Below are 16860 nucleotides of genomic sequence, written 5' to 3'. Positions count from 1 at the left end.
CAGGTGACGGCCGCGGTAACGCGTTTAATTGCTGAAGTCGGCCGAGTCGATCCAGCCGTCGCTTGCGAGCACCAGCGTCCGGTTCCCCTTGATATGCGGTGCAAGTGCTTGGTCAAGGCGGTACTGCTTCGCGACCTTGTCGTTCTTCGCCCAGTCGGGAACATCGACGGCGCTCATCGTGAAGGCGACTTCCGAAATGGTATGGCCAAGCGCATTGCTAGGCTCGGAGAATCGCGTCACGTCGTCCACCTTGTAGTGACCAACGCAGAGGTCGGCGCCGTCAGGCTGAACCAAAGCTTTCTTGCCCGCATCCGTCAATGAGTAGATTTTCGCTGGCACGGTGAATTCTTTTTCGCTCAACCACGCCTTTCGTTGCTTCGTGCCCGTGGCGACTGACAGCACGCCCGCATCAACGAGGGCGTCAAACGAGCTAGTCGTCAGCGCGTTGCTTTGGTCAACCTGCGCTTGCTGCTGATAGGGCGCCTTTTCTTGTAGCGCGACGGTGATCGGGTAGCTACGACCGTCAGCCGACGCGGCGAAAGGATGAATCGTTATGCAGTCTTTCGCGTAGTGCTTGTTGATCGCTTTTTCGAAGTTGGAGTTGCTGGCTTCTTTCGGCGACCCGCAGGCCGCGAGGAGGCACGCAAGGATGGCAGGTGCAATCAACTTTTGCTTCATCGTTGTTTGAATTCGGTTTGTGCTTTGATGGCATGCATCCGCCGAGCGAGGCAAGCGTCGGCGGCGATGAGTCTTTATCTCAGGCGCGGCTCGCGAGTGCGCGTTCGATCTTGCGATCCGTCTTATACTGGCCCAACGCAAAGACGGACCAGATTGCTGCGGGGAGCCAGCCAATGATCGAGAGCTGCAAGAGCAGGCAGATGATCCCGGCGATCGGGCGGCCGATCGTGAAGAACTGGAGCCACGGAATGATGATGGCGAGAAAGAGGCGCATGTGAGCTTCCTTTGTTGGTTCGATGAGACCGTAATAACGGCTCACTTAAATGGATCCTTAACTGGGCGGAATGGCGTCAGTCTCCCGCCCTAGCTCGATCAGTTGACGACGAGAGCGCCGCCGTTGCCGAGGCCGCCCTTGACGTTCTGTGCGCGGTACTGGCGAACTGCGCCGACGAGGTTGTTGAGCGAGTCGGTGAACGCCGCGACCACGACCTTGCCCTGCGCCGTGCGTGCGTAGGCGCCGCCGCCCGCAGCGCCTGCGCCGCCGAAGCCGCCAGCGAATACGCCTGAGAGCATGCCGTAGTCGACGTTGCGCGCCGAACCTTCGGCGGCCGCCAACTGGACGCTGGACCGGTTGTCAACGAGCGTCAGCATGGTCGAGGCTTCCTGTGCTTTCATCGTTCCCGCGACTCCCGCGAGGGCGCCACCAACCACGGGCACGAAGGCCAGCAGGCCCGCTGCGCCGCCGCCCGCGTCGCGGTTGCTGAACGTCACGCTTGGGCTGATCGTGTAGTCGGCCGCGACCATCTGGCCTTTGTGCATCTTCGAGGTCTTGCGCAGTTCGCCCGACGAGTTCAGGGCGCGTTCGCCCATCGCCGTCCCGAGCGCGCGACCGCGATCGACGATCACGAAGCGGTTGCTTTGCTGAACGAGCAACTTCAGGACGGGAACCGTCGAGCCGAGCTGGTACTGACCGGTGAGAAGGCCGTACCACGGCGCTTCCGTATCTTCGACGATGGCCACGGTGCCGAGCGGCGCCGCGCAGTGCTGCAGGCCTGCGTTGGCGTTCTGCGACGCTTCGCCGGCAGCGGAACCGGTCGCCGCCGTCTTGGCGGATTGCGCGCCCGGCTGCATCTGTGAGCAAGCGGACAGCGCGAAAACGGACAGGGCGGCCACGCCGATCATTTTGAGCTTCATGTTTCCTCGTTGTTGTGTCGTGTGGTCCTTTGTATTGGCATCAATGCCAAACGGACCTTTATAAAAACCACTTCGGTGCCTCGCTATCTCGATCAGCGTGTCTGGCGTCGTGTGTCAGCCAGGGCAGCGGCGGAGTGCGAAGGCTCCCAGAATTCGGTACTACACCGGCTCGCTCCAGCGAGCCGGGTCCTGCGCGCGTTTAGGGAAGTGTCGCCCGCCGTCTGGAGCCGGGAGTCAAGGGGCAGGGGTGCTACGTGCCGGGGAGGTCATTGGCGACGCGGCGCCAACCCTCCCAAGGCGATATCAAGGCTACCGACCGAGAAACGATGGCAGGACTGGAAAGAGGCGTCTTTTTGATGCTCTTTTCCGTCTCGCCGACCGCTAACGCCATCGGCGCTCCAAGGGCGTCACGCGCCACCACACTCCGTCGAGGCTTGATGCCTGCGCACGGATGCGACGCATCGCCCCTCGCTTCACCATCAGCCCGCCGTCCTTGACGAAACCCATGGCTTTCAATGCCTCGGTGGTGTAGCGCTTTCTCAGCGTCGCGTAGATGCGAGTCATGACGACTTCCCGACCGAAGCAGCGGCCACCTTCGGAGGGCAGTCGAAGCCGGTCCGCTCGCCGCGGATCACCTCAACATCCGCGCGGTTCGCCCGCACAAGAACGTCTCGTGACCCGTTCGTTTCGTCGAAGAGCCGAACGTAGGAACTGCCGCCCACGCCATGCCACACGGCGCGGGCATCGCGCGTCCCCCACTTATCAGTGGTCGGAAGCTTGCAGAACTGCACCTTCACTGCGCTCGCCGTCGCGATCGCAGCCAACTGCGTGTGTTCGGCGTCGGAGAAGACGACGACTTGACCGGGCGCCGAGCGCACGCCAAGGTTGACCATTGCCAGATTGAGCAACGCGGGCCGGGTAGCGACGAGCAAACCGAAGATCGTCATCGCAAGAAAACTCACGGTCAGGCGAATGCTGGGTCGCTGTGCCGTGGTGGGGACGATGAGCAGGAGGATCCCGCCGATTAGGCCAGCAGCCGCGAAGAACAGCAACGTCGCGTGCATGCGCGCATCGGGCGATTGATCTTTCAAAAAGACCAACGCGGAGGCAAATGCGAGCGTTGCGATCAACGACATGAAGACCATTGCTCCGTTATCGACTACCTGATGTAGCGAAGCTGCCGGCGGCTCCCCGCGGCGCTTGAGGCGGAAGTTGTTTGCGACGACGACAAGCTTGAGCACCCACAACGCCGCGAAGGCACCGAAGCCGATGCCAATCAGCGCAATGCAAGTGAATGAGAACGCGGCGGAGGCGAGGAAGAAGGCATCACCGAGCGACAAACCCTCGGGCACGATGCTTTCGAAATAGCAGTAGGCGATCAAGACAGCACCGCCGAGGAGGAGGACCGCTTTCCACGCGGTCGCAAAGGATGCTTGAATGACGTCGATGAGCGACTTGACCAGCTTAATCGCGTCGACGGGTTCTTTCTTGTTGGGTTCCATGGGACCTCGCTTAGGTGACGATAGCGACGCGAATTCGTTCGCGTCACAACCCAGCCTATCGACACCACCGCGAAGTCAAGGAACCTGCCGCCGCGTCAGACCCGAGAAAACAGAGAGGAACCTTCGCTTGCGTGGACGCGCGTCTCGGAGGGGAATAGCGCGGACCGGATACCGTTTTCGTCCGGCTTCGCCTTGGACTGGAAACGGATGGTCCGGATGCCCGCGCTTGCGAGATATCCGTCGCGCACGGCGTCACGCGCGGCGTCGTGCGTTTTATCGTCGAGCTCGACAACAGCAACGAGAGCAAGCTGTCTGTCGTAGACCGCGTAGTCCAGGCGCTTCTGCGAGATGCGTCGGAAGTCGATGGTGCGCTGCTTTCCGTTGGAGATCGGCTGGATGATCGCTGACATTGCGACTTGCGGAAAGATCAACGCCTCGGGAAGCGCGCGGCGAAGCCGCTCGAAGAACTCCTTCTCGTTGGCGGTCAGCAGAGGAACGGCCTTGTATCGCGGCTTCGCGGCCACCTTGCTGGCAATGACTGCGACGATGCCAACCAATAGGGCGATGACTACAACTGGCGCAATGTGGCTTTGCATGTGCCCTCGATGCGGTTATAGGTTGAGCACGGCAAGCAGGAGGCCGGTTGCTGTGGGCCTCGCTGAACGCCGTGAATTTGCCAAGGCGGCTCTTACAGGACGGCGGGCGGACGAACACCGCCACCGTTCAGCCCCTGGGCCTTCGCTGTGCTCGCAGCCTTGGTGGTGAACGACCATGTGAGATCGAGCGGACTGTTCTGCGTTCCGGTCACGCCCGTCGCGGTTAGAACGCCGACGACATGCACCGTGTACGTGGCGCTTGAGTTGAGCGGCTTGAAAGGAACGCACATCGCGGCGTTCGTCAGCGCGGTATCGTTGGCTGAAGTTTGAAGCTGACACGGCACGGCATTCCCGCCGCTGTCCGTGACCGTATAGCTCACGGAACTCAACTTGGAAAACATGCTCCCCTGAATGGTGATCGGATACCCGGTGTACGTCTGGTCGTACTGCGGGGCGGAGGCGAAGGGGCTTGGGATCTCGTTGACATACCAATCAGTCGGAACGTCCGTCTCGTTCGGGTACGGATAAGCGATGACTTGCGTGCTGCTGAGGGCCGAGGTCTGATTGCCGAAGTCGATGTTAAACGCCCCCCACGTCGAGCTGGAGGCGCTGCCCACCCCCATGCTGGCGAAGTTGTCGAGCATGATGACTCGGTGATAGGGCGCGTCGAACAGGCCCCTGACGCCCACCAGAGAGTCGGTGAATGCGCGTGCATCACCGGCACTTGTGACCTCGCCCCAAGTCGTGTAGCTGCCTTGTGCGTTGATGCGGACTCCCGGGGATGCACCGGTGAATCCAGGCTGACCATCCGTTTCGTTGTGGCTCAAAATCGAGTTGTCCGCAAGATAAACAGCATGGTTTTGCGACGACGTCGTTAGCCCTTTATCGACCAACAGCGCGGTCGTGTAGCCGACGTTATGCCGTATGGCGTTGAGGTATGCGACGCTGTCGGCGATGGGGTCGCCTGTGGCAACAACGCTCTGCGCCGTGGATGCCGGTGGCAGGAAGCTCGCTTTCTGCGACGCGGCTGGCGTGCCACTCTGGCTCCCTGTGTTGTTTGAGCCTCCGGTGCCGGTCGAGCTTCCTGTGCTGTTCGAATCGGAGGAACCCGAGCCGCCGCATGCGGCGAGCACGGCGACGGTCAAGGCCGTCAAAGCGGAAAGGCGGATGGACGGCAATACAGACGACTGTTTCAAACCAGACCTCGTTATGTTCGTGGACGCCTGAGCAGGCGTTTTCATCGTTTTTTCTATTCACCGACCCGCCATAGACGAGCCGGTCGTTACAAACCAGTCTTGTCCGAGAAGCGTCTTGTCAAGGCAACGGAATAGTGCACGGGAACCAGCGCGTTGCGGCCCGATGCGAGTTGCGCACGCCTGCCCGGAACAGCAGAACCATGGTGAACAGAAAGCGGATTGTTGCGCAGCCGAAAGCAGAGGTTTTTCGCGCGCCTTTCGCCGAGAGCTGACGAACGCCGGTGCCATGTCGTTTTGCTCATTTGATAGTCGCCTTGACACCAAATGGGCAATTCGCCATAATGGGCATATGGCCATACCCATTTGGAGACTGTGATGCCTGCAACTCGATCCTCGCCCAACAAGGGCACGCCAAGCGGCGAACGCGCTTCGCGACTGGCCGCGTTTATTCAACTCGACCCGATAGCGCAAAGCCGCGAGATCCGGCTGGGGCTGGAGCCGAACATCATCGGTCTTGTCGCTTCCGAGGTCTTGAACACCAGCATCCAATCGTTGCTTGCAAGCCTGCGTATTCCGTCGAGCACCGTGACGCGAAAGCTTGCCGCTGGCGACCGCCTGAGTAGCGGAGAGTCTGATCGCGTGTCGAGAGTCATCCTGATCCACGCACACGCCGCTGACGTATTCGAAAGCGGCGAGCTTGCTGCAAAATGGATGCAGACTCCCCACGCGGAATTGGGCGGCGAAAGTCCCGTCTCGATGCTAGACACGCAGGCCGGGTACGATGAAGTGCAGAGAATCCTCCAGCGGATTGAGTTCGGCGTCGGCGTATGAGGCTTTTTCGTTTGGCCAAGGATAAGCCCGGAAAATATCGCGCTGACGATCTGAGCGGCAATGGCGCTGCAATAGCTGCCGGACGCTGGAATCCGGTCGGAATGCCCGCCCTGTACACGAGTCTAAATGCGGCAACGGCGGTCCTTGAGGTGCGAGTGCATGCGTCGGGCATTCCTCCGGCGGGAAACCTGTTTCTCGTGGAGCTAGAAATCTCCGATCATCTGGTTGACGAGGGCTATGAACCAGTTCTGCCTGCAGACTGGACCGCGTTGCCAATACCTGCGTCGACCGTCGACGTCGGCCGCCATTGGCTTATGCAAGGAACGTCGGTCGCGATGAAAGTGCCTTCTGTAGTGTGTCCGGCTGACTGGAACCTTATCCTCAACCCTCTTCACAGCGACTACCGCGAACTGAAAGTCATTCGTCAAGAGGCGTTTGGACTCGATCCGCGACTGTTTTGCTGAACGCACTGGAAAACATGATGATGCGAAAGACAACGATGTTGCTTCGCGCCTAAACAGGAAAGTGCCATGGACAACCGCGACGCTTATGCCCGTCTCGTCGAGGGGCTAGGCCAGCTTCTGGTTGACCATATAGGTGCGGCGGCGAAGGCGCTTGCCATGATCTACGGGCCGTCCGAGCGGCATTACCCTGAGGCTTCGCGGTTCGCCGCAATCAAAACGTTAGGTGTCCGCCAAGAGCGGACGTCCATTGAATTGCTCACTTGTTCTCAACCAACGCTTTTTCCGCCTTCAGATCGGACATGAATTGGTCACGGCGCTCGCGTAGTTTGCGGCGACTTTCCTCTGTCCGTGAAATGTGTTCGGATAGTTCATTGTGCAGGTTCGAGTCGATGCCGCCAGGCTGCCAAGCCACCACCCCATACTTGCGACGGGTCATCCGCGCCAGCTCCAGCGCTCGCTTCGCGGCCTTCGCGCTTTCGAAGGCCACCTCCTCACAGAACTCAAGCGGATCGCCATATTCCCACACTGAATCCAGAAAATTGCGGGTCGAGTGAATCACGGCGGGGAATTCCCGGAGCCCCGAAGTTACCTTAGTGCTCAGCCACTTCCACTCCAGCTTTTCGGGAAATGAAAAGACGGGGAGCTCCACACTACGAATGGAGTCGTAGCTCTGGGTCTGCATCGCACTATTGGACGCCCACTCTGCACGGTGCATCATTTTCCTGCACGTGCGAGCGTAGCTCTCTAAGGAAAGAGCGACCGACAGCGCCGTATCCTTCCTGTCGGTTCTGCGCAGCCTTGCGTCCCTCCAGCTGTTCCATCCTATCGTCATCAAGGAACTGATCGCGCTCGACGGGAGAACCACCTTCGCAATGTCCAGCCAACCGCTCTTCACTAATTCCGCCATCCACTCCTGCGCCATCTCCCACTCCCGGATGTTGTCGCCGCGGCAATTGTATAAGGAGCCGGAACTGCTGACTGCCCTAGATTCCAAGACAACCTAATCGGACAGCGCAAATAACGTTGGCTGTTGTTCTGGAAGAGCGCCGCCCGCGGTTGGCTTGACTAGCGCCCGCTGCCTTCGGCGTTTCTGCGTGCATGAGCGGACACTTACTAAAGTGACTGGTCCGGCCGGCCGATAAACGTATCTAACCGGCGCACCGACAGATGAAGGACTCAACGACGGGTAGTCGGCGCGCGTTTTTGACATTCACTGCACATGGAAGATGGGAAATGGTCGGGCGTTTTGCACTTTTGTTCGCACTTGTCTCCGCGGTTGTCGGCTTGACAGCTTGTAATACGGTCGCCGGTTTCGGGCGGGACATCACTGATTCCGCGAACGCGGTTAAGCGTGTCGTATTTTGAATTGCTTTACAAAGACACCTTCAAACGCTAAACGGAAAACCCAAGACTACTATGACAACGCCGAATTTAAGCGTGACCGCAACCGTGTCCGACAACGAGTGGGGGAAACAACAGGTCTTCGTGCTCGTCGGATATCTCATGGCGACCTTGCAACAAGCGGACGGCGCGCCACCTCCGCTTGGCCTCGCTATCACCGGACTTCATAACGACAGCGGTGTACTGACCGCAGAGTGCGCTAGTGAAGCGGTAGGGGCCTTCTTCAAAGTTGCAATCGAAACTGCATGGGAGCGCATTTCTGGATCGAAACAGGTCCGGCTCATAGGGCGCGCGTTAGCCGGGTGACGCTGACATGCCGCTGAAATGCCTCGACGGCGAACGTGAGATCTTCGCCTTTCAATTCAGGTCCACCGAAGAGTGGCTAGCGCTTCGTCACCGAGCGAAAGATCGTAAAACTCTGCGAATGGCATGCTGCGGGGCCGGCGCAGTACTACGAACGAGCAAGTTGGGAACTAGGCACTTCGCCCACGCGAGACGTGGCCCGTGCGAAACGGCTCCGGAGACGGCCGAGCATCTGTTGGCGAAGATGGCCGTCATCGACGCAGTGGAGGGCACGGAGTGGGATGCGATACCTGAGCAGGCTGGGAGTACACCGACCGGTCACCAATGGCGGGCCGACGTGCTAGCAGTCAAAGGCAACGCGAGAGTCGCCATCGAAATCCAATGGAGCAGACAGGATACCGACGAGACTGAACGGCGACAGTCGAGGTACGCAGAAGCCGGCGTACGCGGTTTGTGGCTATTCAGGCAAAAAAACTTCCCGTCGCGAAAGGACATCCCGTCTTTCAGGTTGATGTTCGACGAACGCGCGGGGCTGTTCAATGTGCTCATCCCATCGGCCTACTACGATCCGAAGTGGGTAAGCATCAGCAAAGACGACGACCTTCTATGGAGTCAGACGATCCCGCTGCAAACTTTCATAAAGGGTGCCTTAAAGGGCCGGCTGCGGTTTGCGCCAACTCTCGGCTGTCGGATGCCGGTCGACGTGGATATTGCCCGAATTCGGTGCTGGAGGTGTAAAAAAGAAACGGGTGTGGTCGCTGGTTTGACCTTCGCGGCCAGCCGCATATTCCCTCGATTCGACGACTTCCATACATCGATTCACGACATGGCGAAGATGCCGGACGGGGTGGCGGAGGTAATGTCAATCCTTCCACCATCTGTCCTTATGCGACATGGAATAGGCGTAGTGAAGCCTCGGTCGAGCAAGGCCGCCTCTGAAACGTACTTATCGAATGGATGCGTCCACTGCGATGCATTGCAGGGAAGGTTTTTTGAGTCAGCGTTTGAGGCTCAAACGGAGTTTGCCACCGAAGCCGTATTCAAGCCCGAATGGGTGCGTGCGCTACCTTCGGCGACTGCATACACATATCGCTGGTGGTTCGACGAGGGACGTTTTCCGCAGCGCTCGTCCGCTAGTCTGCAAGATACTTATCGACAAGATTGACGAGATACCACCGGAGCCGCCGGAGCTACTACTGCCTTTTCGAGCGCTCATGCGGCACCTGCCCTAAAGAAGCGCGCAAAGTGGTCGTTAGTAAGGCCTTCAGGAGTCGGAGGCGACCATGGTGGCGAATAGGCAGGGTTTCGTGCGAGAGCTTTTCAACTCTGATGGGCGCATTGGGCGGATGCGGTACTTTCTGACCATCTTAGGCTTAAGTTGTTTTTACGCCTTCGCCGCACTGCTCAGTGAGTTGATTGCCGGGCCGTCCGGCGCAGTCGTCCTAGTCGTTGTAGCGCTTTTCTTGGTATCGGCACAGATGTTCGCGGCGGTGAAGCGCATCCATGACTTCAACACATCTGCCTGGTGGTTAATTCTTTTGTGGATACCGGTGCTGAACATCATCATGGGGCTAGTCTTGCTTTTTCGCCCGGGGACGGACGGGTACAACCGCTTCGACGGCCCAGGTGAACAATTTGAGGTGCAAGAAGAACCGAGCTGGTCGTCATGTCCGACAAAGGGGACATCCGACGAGTCACTTGAGGAAGGGCTGCGTCGGCTCAAGGCGCTTTTCGATCGAGGATTGTTGACTGCGGAAGCATATGCTGATGGCCAGGCGAAGCTGCTGACCGCAGTGACTGGGGATAACACCAAGTAGTTGGTGTACGGTCCTCAGACCACATGTCTTTGTCTCAACGATGCGTGCCACGACTGAGTCCATATGGCTAGACGACGAAAGAAAGCGAAGTACCACCTGACAGCGCGGCAAAAGATCATTTTCGTTCCTTTGTGGTTTGCCGCGTTCTTTTTTGCGATGGTCATGTACTTCGCGCATTGACCTCCGGCGTGACGGCCTATCTGGTTATCTTTTATTGGATCGCGCCGCTTAAGCGCGTGCACGATCTTTCAGAATTAAAAAGGACCACACGTGAACTCTAGGAATAAATTCGCACTGGCGCTGGCCGCTGTCCCACTGCTTGCCGTCGGGAAAGGCGATATTGCGCGAGAGGTGAAGGACCCGGTCGAAATTAGCCGCATTGTTCACGGCGTTCCAGCATTTCGCGCCGACCTTGGTGCACGCCTCTCCGCCGGCGGGATGGGCGTGAGTGGCATCTACATTCGCCCGATAACGCGAGAGGACGTCGCGGAAGATCCAATGCACGTTGCGCCGGGCGACGTTGAGATTCACATTTACACCACGGGCGACCCGGATGCCGGCGGATGTCGCATCCTTGGCAATCCGACCATCCTGAAGCGCGGCAACCGCTATATCGCTGAAGACCGTACAGGCTGGTGGCTACTTAAAGGAAACTGCGATTATCCGGGGTGACTGCCGCCCCCGGTCCGGGCCGCACGCCTGTGGAGTCGCCAACTGCGCCAATCGGCCCAATAGCCGACGTTCCGGGGCCTATGAGTAGGCTGCTCAGAGGAAAGCCGCTCAACCATTCGTGAGCAAAAAACTACATGGCTGCGCCTGTAACCCAGTATTCCATCGAGAAACACAAACACATGTACGCGAAGTGGTGCGCGGCCGCCGCGTATCGCCGTGGCCTACCCGGCGCAAACAACTCCTTGGCTTTCGAATTGATAGAAGGAAGTGGCCTAAGCGAGGTAACCGGGCCAGAACACATCGGCCAGAATGTCGATGAATGGCAGATGAGTTTTATGGAGACGATCGAGGCCGCGGCTTTGCAATCCGGCGTGAGCGGCTTCTCCTTTGGTCGTGCTCAAAAGCTAGTCAACATCTACTTGAAAACGGTGCTCGTATGCGGAGGGCACCACCGACATCCGAGCGTTGCCTTGCTCCATCCGCCGCTAGACCGCGAGCTCTTCGGAGGGATACGCAGTTTTCTGTCGAAGAACCACACGGCGATGGGTGAGGCGTGGTCGGCATTCACCGCAGCGCAAAATCGCAATTCAAAATGGACTACGTTCACTAAGATTGACTACGTGGCGCACATAGACGCGATCAAGTTGCTGATGGCCGGCAAGCCCCTGTACCAAGTCGAGGAATACTGGGATTTAAGTCGGTGAGGCGGGGGGCGAGATATGGCCACGAAAGGAGGCTACGGGTCGATTTCCCTCAGCGGCGCTAAGTTCAGTGGAAGTTTCGGCTCGTCGTGGCAAGGGTGCCAAGGAGCGCCGTCATGTCGACAAGTCGATTGGCAACGAGATGTTTTACCTCGCCTTCCTTTTGCCAAACGCCATAGACGCCGAGCAAGGAAGCGCCGAGCGCTTCCTTCCTGAACTTCTCGACCAAGGACGGCCAGACAATCACGTTGATCTGGCCGGTCTCGTCTTCCAGCGTGATGAATAACACTCCGTTCGCTGTGCCCGGACGCTGACGCACGGTGACGATCCCGCACGCCTTGGCAAGCCGCCCGTTGGGATAGGTGGCGAGCTTCGAGGCCGCAAAGATCTTCTTCTCGTTGAGCCGTTCGCGCAGCAACGCGAGAGGGTGCCGGTTCAACGTCAGGCCCGTCGAGCGATAGTCGCTCACGATCTCCTGCGCCTCGTTAGGTGCGGCAAGCAGCGGCAGTTCTTCCTCGCGCGTCGTAGCGCGCAGCAGGTCCTTGTCGGGCACGGCTGCCACCGCCTGCCAGAGAGCCTCGCGCCGATTTCCCGATAGAGCGGAAAGGGCGTTCGCGTCCGCAAGCAACTGGAGGTCGCGACGATCGAGCCGTGCACGGTTGGCAAGATCGTTGACCGATTCAAAAGGGCGCACCGCCCGTGCGGCCTCAATGCGAGCAGCCGACTCATCCCGCATGCCGCGTATGAGCGACATTCCGAGCCGCACCCGCGCCATCGAGCCGTCGCCTTCAAGATACGAATCCCAGTTGCTGATGGTGACGTCGATCGGGAGCACGCGCACCTTATGGCGCTTTGCGTCTTGTACGAGCTGCGACGGCGAGTAGAAGCCCATCGGCTGACTATTGAGCATTGCGCACAGAAATGCCGCTGGTTCATGACACTTGAGCCAGCAACTTGCATAGACGAGGAGAGCAAAGCTCGCCGCGTGGCTCTCCGGAAAGCCGTATTCACCGAAGCCCTGAATCTGCGCAAAGATGGATTCAGCGAACTCGCGGTCGTAGCCACGATCGAGCATGCCGTTCACGATGCGGTCGTAGTAGTGCTGCAGTCCGCCTTTTCGTTTCCACGCGGCCATTGCGCGGCGGAGCTGGTCGGCCTCACCGGCGGTGAAGCCTGCGGCAAGCATGGCGACCTGCATCACCTGCTCCTGAAAGATCGGCACGCCGAGCGTGCGAGCGAGCGCCGTTTCCATTTCGGGCGAGGGGAACGACACAGCTTCCAGTCCTTGCCGCCGACGCAGGTATGGATGGACCATGCCGCCCTGAACGGGGCCCGGCCGCACGATCGCGACTTCGATCACGAGGTCATAGAACTGACGCGGCTGCAGGCGCGGCAACATGCTCATCTGCGCGCGAGATTCGATCTGGAACACGCCGACGGTATCGGCGCGGCAAATCATCTCGTAGGTTTTCGCGTCTTCTGCCGGTATGTCCTGCAACTCAAACGGCTCGCCGCGCTGCTTAGAGATCAGGTCGAGCGTGCGCCGAATAGCCGACAGCATGCCGAGCGCGAGCACATCGATCTTCAGAAGCCCGAGCGCTTCAAGGTCGTCCTTATCCCACTGGATCACGCTGCGATCGACCATTGCGGCGTTTTCGATCGGCACCAGTCGCGAGAGCTTGCCGCGCGCAATGACGAAGCCGCCAGTGTGCTGAGAGAGGTGACGCGGGAAATTCAGCAATTGCGACGCGAGGCTCGCCCACTGCTGAATGATGGGTGTCGACGTGTCGAGGCCGGATTCAACGAAACGGTTGAGCAGGTCCGCACTGGAGTCGAACCAGTGGTGCGACTTGGCTACTTTGTCGACGATGATCGGATCGACGCCCAGTGCCTTGCCCGAATCCCGCAGTGCAGATTTCGGCCGGTAGGTCGTGACGGCAGCCGCGAGCGCCGCGCGGGTGCGCGTGTACTTGCGATAGATGTACTGGATCACTTCTTCGCGCCGCTGGTGCTCGAAGTCCACGTCGATGTCGGGCGGCTCGCCGCGCTCCTTCGAGATGAAACGTTCGAAGAGCATCGAGCTGCGCGCGGGGTCGACCTCGGTTACGCCCAAACAGTAGCAGACGGCTGAGTTCGCCGCCGACCCGCGCCCCTGACACAGGATTCCTTCGTTGCGCGCGAAGCGCACAAGGTCGTACACGGTCAAGAAATACGGCTCGTACCGAAGGTCAGCGATGAGCGCGAGTTCGTGCTCGATCTGCGTCTGCACCTTGTGCGGGATGCCTTGTGGAAAGCGTCGATGCGCACCGATATAGGTTTCCTGTCGCAGGTAGGCGGTCGGGGTCGTGCCTTCGGGAATCAGTTCGTCAGGGTACTCGTAGCGCAGTTCATCCAACGAGAAGGTGCAGCGGCTCGCGATCGTCACCGTCTCGGCGAGCGCCCGTTCCGGATAGAGATTCGCGAGCCGCAACCGGGCGCGCAGGTGTTGCTCGGCGTTCTGAGCCAGTTCGAACCCGCACTCGGCAATCGACCGGTTCAGACGCACAGCCGTCAGTGTGTCTTGCAGCGGCTTGCGCGAGCGGACGTGCATGGTGACGCCGCCGGTGGCGACTACCGGGACACCATGTTTATCCGCGACGTATTCGACGATGCCGCGGTGAATGTCGTCCATCGCGCGGGCGTGGAGTGTCAGCGCCGCCCAGCAGCGTCCCTCGAACGTGCGCGCGAGCCATTCCATCTGTGCATCCAGTCGCTCCTCCTTTGCCGGATACTCGGGCGACAGGATGACGAGGCAGTCGGGCAGACCCGTCAGGTGGTCATAGGGCGCTTGAGGCCACGCGAGATCGCTCGGCGTCAGAAGATACGTGCCCTTCGATGTGCGCGTGCGCGCCAGGGTGATGAGTTCCGACAGGTTCCCATAGCCGTTGCGGTTCATGGCCAGCGCCGTGAAGGCAAGGGCGGGCGTCCCGTCCGGGTTCATGAGTTGGAAATGCGCGCCGACGATGAGCCGGATATTCGCTTCCTTCGCGGCGACATGCGCACGCACGATGCCCGCGAGCGAGCATTCGTCGGTGATGGCGATCGCGAGATAGCCAAGCTGCTCAGCGCGCAGAATCAGTTCTTCCGAGTGCGAGGCGCCGCGCAGGAACGTGAAGTTGGAGAAGCACTGCAACTCGGCATAGCCGGGCAGCATGGAGGTGTACACGTCCATCGCTTCAGCCGAACAGACCGTGCAGGAACCACCGAGGATCTTCTTCGGCGCGGCTGCCGACGCGCTCGCGGTAGATCCAGTAGCAGGTGTGATCGTCGGCTTCCGCGACAAAGTAATCGCGCGTGACGAGCTCGCCGCCCCACCATCCCGCTTCGACGCGCTCGCCGGGGGATACCGTGCGCAACGGACTGCCGTAGAACGGCCGGTGCTGGCGCGTCATCAACTGGATGGGCGTCTCCAGCAACCACGAGGGGCGCGGCTGGTCGCCGGGCAGAGGGCAGCCTTTGACGTCGCTTGTCACCGGCACCCAGTTCGACACGATCTCGGGCCGATGGTCGGCCATGGGCGCGGCGCGCAAGACATTCTCGTGGCCAAGACGCGCGACGAGCAACTCCATCAGCCGGTTATGGTCGGCTGCGCTGCCGCCTGGCTCGGGGAATAGGGTGTCGGACGGCGGCTCGGCCGCTTCGACGTCATTCACTTCTAGACGCACGGCGATGACCGCGGCCGCGAGCTCGACGCGCCCCAACCGTTCCTTGAGCAAGCGCGTGAGGTGTTCCTCGTGCCATGTCGGCTCGGCGAGCGCCACCTCAATCGTCGTTGGTGGCAACGCCGCGCGCCCGCGCTCATGTTCGAGTTCGATCGAGAAGCGCGTCAGCGCCAGTTGCTTGCTGGCGAGCCAACCGGTCAATTGCACGATAAGCCGCCGCGCGACAAAGAGGACGGCTTCCGCATGCTCGACGCGATCGGGCAATTCGATACGTGCGTTGAAGGACGGGGGCGTCTGGACCCATTCATACAGTTCGGGCGCTTCGCCAACTGCGCGATCGAGCGTATCCAGCAGCGCGGTACCGCAGCGCTTCTTCAGACCGGCGCGCGGCAAGCGCCGCAGGTCCGCCACGCTCGTGCATCCGAGGCCATCGAACCAGTCGGCATAGCGCCGGGCTTCGAGTACCAACAGCGCGGGAAAGCGCGGCAACTGGCGCATGAGCGAGCGAATGGAAAGTCGGTGACCGCCGCGATAACGCGCCATCAGCCACGCGCTTTGGCCGGTGGGCGCGACGCTCATCCGGACCGTGAAGCCGAAAGCCGCGAGCGAGGCGCGGATCGCGCGTCTAAGCGCGCGCACGCCACCGAATAGCCGCAAGCTCGCCGACACGTCGACCAATACCGTCTGCTCCTCAGCGATCGCAACCTGCGGGCTGAACTGCATGAGGGCGGTAGCGACGTCCGCGACGGCCTGCTGCTCCTTGAGTTCGTCCTTGTCGTGAATGCGCGCATCGGGCGCGAGCGTAAGAACGCCGCCTTTGCGCATGCCCATTCGAACACCCGCCTCGTGCGCTGCCTGATCGAGCGCGACGACACGCTCATGGTCGAGCACGACCAAGCCTAAGCTCGAGGCGAAGCCGGCAGCCTCACTCGTGGACGACCAGTTCGGCTGGAAGACTTCTCGGCTGAGGTGCGGCAGATACACGCCGATCCACACTTGCATGGCGATTCAACAGGATAGGCGAATGGGTCAGTCCAACGACAAGCGGCTCGTCACGCGCGGGGCCGCGGCGCTTAACAAACTCCAATGAAACGCTGTCACGCGCAGGGCGCACAGCAATGCGAAGCGGCGCAGGGGACGTGTCGCTCGCAGCAGCGAGCGGCCGCAGCATGAAGAACAGCGACTCGCTGGTCTGCGCGGCAAGGTGCAGGCGGCGTAGCGCTTCCGGTCGCACATGCGTTTGCCAGAAGAGCAGCGCGCCGAACGTCCCTGCGCGAAGGATCTGCTCACCCGCCCACAGCGCATCGGCGGTCTTTTGGGCGCGCACGACGTTGATCGACGTCTCAGGCAGGCCCCAGTAGGCCGCCGCTTCGGGTTGAAAGCGATGAGGGGGCTGCAGGAAAGCAATGCGCCGTTGGGCGACAGCCTTCAGCGCTGGCAGCAGCAATCGCATTTCTCCAACGCCCGGCTGCTGCACCAACAAGTCCGTCAGCGCGCCTTTGGGCCAACCGCCGCCCGGCAGTTCTGCGGCAAGCGTCTCAGATCCACACGGCACGACGTTGACGCGAGCAGACGACAGTTGCGAGCCGCGCCAAATCGATGGATGCAGGTCTTCGAGGGCCAACGCTCCCATGTTCAACCCCGTACTGTATGTTTGTACAGTAGTCTACACCATTGCGGCGGCGCTTTAGTCCCACCATATCCATCGGACAAAGTTAAGCGGTGGTAACACTGTCGCCCAATAGCCGCGGTAAAACCGTAACGAGGTAAGTGTTACGTATTCAATGCAGCTGCAATCCCCCGC

19 protein-coding genes are annotated in these 16860 nt (G+C 60.3%); 7 read left to right on the top strand and 12 right to left on the bottom strand.

The features are described from left to right. Window positions 1–24: 24 nt before the first annotated feature. The 8 genes from LDZ27_RS26925 to LDZ27_RS26890 form a co-directional block, all read right to left on the bottom strand. Window positions 25–678 (bottom strand): hypothetical protein, encoded by a 654-nt coding sequence (locus LDZ27_RS26925; protein WP_244818593.1) that lies wholly within the window; start codon window positions 676–678, stop codon window positions 25–27. Window positions 679–757: 79 nt separating this feature from the next. Then, a complete protein-coding gene (locus tag LDZ27_RS26920) occupies window positions 758–952 on the bottom strand; it encodes a YqaE/Pmp3 family membrane protein (protein WP_244818592.1) in 195 nt (64 codons plus the stop codon). A 98-nt stretch (window positions 953–1050) separates the two neighbouring features. Further along, complete coding sequence (locus LDZ27_RS26915; protein ID WP_244818591.1) at window positions 1051–1872, bottom strand: CsgG/HfaB family protein; 822 nt, start codon at window positions 1870–1872, stop codon at window positions 1051–1053. 381 nt (window positions 1873–2253) lie between these two features. Continuing rightward, window positions 2254–2436, bottom strand: a complete 183-nt coding sequence (locus LDZ27_RS26910) for a hypothetical protein (RefSeq protein ID WP_008343302.1) — start codon at window positions 2434–2436, stop codon at window positions 2254–2256. Continuing rightward, window positions 2433–3374: a hypothetical protein gene (locus LDZ27_RS26905; protein ID WP_244818590.1), complete on the bottom strand. Its 942-nt coding sequence runs from the start codon at window positions 3372–3374 to the stop codon at window positions 2433–2435. Before LDZ27_RS26905 ends, LDZ27_RS26910 begins: the two co-directional genes overlap by 4 nt. Window positions 3375–3469: 95 nt before the next feature. After that, window positions 3470–3970, bottom strand: coding sequence for a DUF2726 domain-containing protein (locus LDZ27_RS26900; RefSeq protein WP_244818589.1), 501 nt, complete (start codon window positions 3968–3970; stop codon window positions 3470–3472). A 92-nt stretch (window positions 3971–4062) separates the two neighbouring features. Next, on the bottom strand, window positions 4063–5166 hold the full coding sequence (locus LDZ27_RS26895; protein ID WP_244818588.1) for a CAP domain-containing protein: 1104 nt from the start codon (window positions 5164–5166) through the stop codon (window positions 4063–4065). An 86-nt stretch (window positions 5167–5252) separates the two neighbouring features. Next, window positions 5253–5468 (bottom strand): hypothetical protein, encoded by a 216-nt coding sequence (locus LDZ27_RS26890; protein WP_244818587.1) that lies wholly within the window; start codon window positions 5466–5468, stop codon window positions 5253–5255. Between the two features lie 73 nt (window positions 5469–5541). On the opposite strand from LDZ27_RS26890, the gene LDZ27_RS26885 reads away from it, so the two are divergent. After that, window positions 5542–5997: an antitoxin Xre/MbcA/ParS toxin-binding domain-containing protein gene (locus LDZ27_RS26885; RefSeq protein WP_244818586.1), complete on the top strand. Its 456-nt coding sequence runs from the start codon at window positions 5542–5544 to the stop codon at window positions 5995–5997. Next, window positions 5994–6461 (top strand): RES family NAD+ phosphorylase, encoded by a 468-nt coding sequence (locus LDZ27_RS26880; RefSeq protein ID WP_244818585.1) that lies wholly within the window; start codon window positions 5994–5996, stop codon window positions 6459–6461. The genes LDZ27_RS26885 and LDZ27_RS26880 overlap by 4 nt, the downstream gene beginning before the upstream one ends. Window positions 6462–6717: 256 nt before the next feature. Here the strand turns inward: LDZ27_RS26880 and LDZ27_RS26875 are convergent, their stop codons facing one another. Continuing rightward, window positions 6718–7383 carry a hypothetical protein gene (locus tag LDZ27_RS26875; protein WP_244818584.1) on the bottom strand — a complete coding sequence of 222 codons (666 nt, stop codon included), beginning with the start codon at window positions 7381–7383 and terminating at the stop codon, window positions 6718–6720. A 494-nt stretch (window positions 7384–7877) separates the two neighbouring features. Between LDZ27_RS26875 and LDZ27_RS26870 the strand changes: the two genes are divergently transcribed. The 5 genes from LDZ27_RS26870 (at window position 7878) to LDZ27_RS26850 (ending at window position 11358) form a co-directional block, all read left to right on the top strand. Beyond that, complete coding sequence (locus tag LDZ27_RS26870; RefSeq protein WP_244818583.1) at window positions 7878–8168, top strand: hypothetical protein; 291 nt, start codon at window positions 7878–7880, stop codon at window positions 8166–8168. A 7-nt stretch (window positions 8169–8175) separates the two neighbouring features. Next, on the top strand, window positions 8176–9330 hold the full coding sequence (locus tag LDZ27_RS26865; protein ID WP_370653506.1) for a competence protein CoiA: 1155 nt from the start codon (window positions 8176–8178) through the stop codon (window positions 9328–9330). Between the two features lie 118 nt (window positions 9331–9448). Next, window positions 9449–9982 (top strand): DUF805 domain-containing protein, encoded by a 534-nt coding sequence (locus tag LDZ27_RS26860; protein ID WP_244818582.1) that lies wholly within the window; start codon window positions 9449–9451, stop codon window positions 9980–9982. A gap of 270 nt (window positions 9983–10252) precedes the next feature. Next, entirely contained in the window at window positions 10253–10654 is a 402-nt protein-coding gene (locus LDZ27_RS26855) for a hypothetical protein (RefSeq protein WP_244818581.1), read from the top strand. 134 nt (window positions 10655–10788) lie between these two features. Beyond that, window positions 10789–11358, top strand: a complete 570-nt coding sequence (locus LDZ27_RS26850) for a hypothetical protein (RefSeq protein ID WP_244818580.1) — start codon at window positions 10789–10791, stop codon at window positions 11356–11358. 64 nt (window positions 11359–11422) lie between these two features. Here the strand turns inward: LDZ27_RS26850 and LDZ27_RS26845 are convergent, their stop codons facing one another. From LDZ27_RS26845 to imuA, 3 genes are read right to left on the bottom strand one after another with little or no spacing between them, the layout of a single operon-like run. Further along, window positions 11423–14566: an error-prone DNA polymerase gene (locus tag LDZ27_RS26845; RefSeq protein ID WP_244818579.1), complete on the bottom strand. Its 3144-nt coding sequence runs from the start codon at window positions 14564–14566 to the stop codon at window positions 11423–11425. A 4-nt stretch (window positions 14567–14570) separates the two neighbouring features. Beyond that, window positions 14571–16058, bottom strand: a complete 1488-nt coding sequence (locus LDZ27_RS26840) for a DNA polymerase Y family protein (protein WP_244818578.1) — start codon at window positions 16056–16058, stop codon at window positions 14571–14573. Continuing rightward, on the bottom strand, window positions 15982–16689 hold the full coding sequence (gene imuA / locus LDZ27_RS26835) for a translesion DNA synthesis-associated protein ImuA (protein ID WP_244818577.1): 708 nt from the start codon (window positions 16687–16689) through the stop codon (window positions 15982–15984). Before imuA ends, LDZ27_RS26840 begins: the two co-directional genes overlap by 77 nt. Between the last annotated feature and the right edge of the window lie 171 nt (window positions 16690–16860).

Origin of the sequence: Caballeronia sp. Lep1P3 (assembly GCF_022879595.1) — a bacterium.
GTDB lineage: Bacteria > Pseudomonadota > Gammaproteobacteria > Burkholderiales > Burkholderiaceae > Caballeronia.
This window is presented reverse-complemented; position numbering and strand designations above follow the sequence as displayed.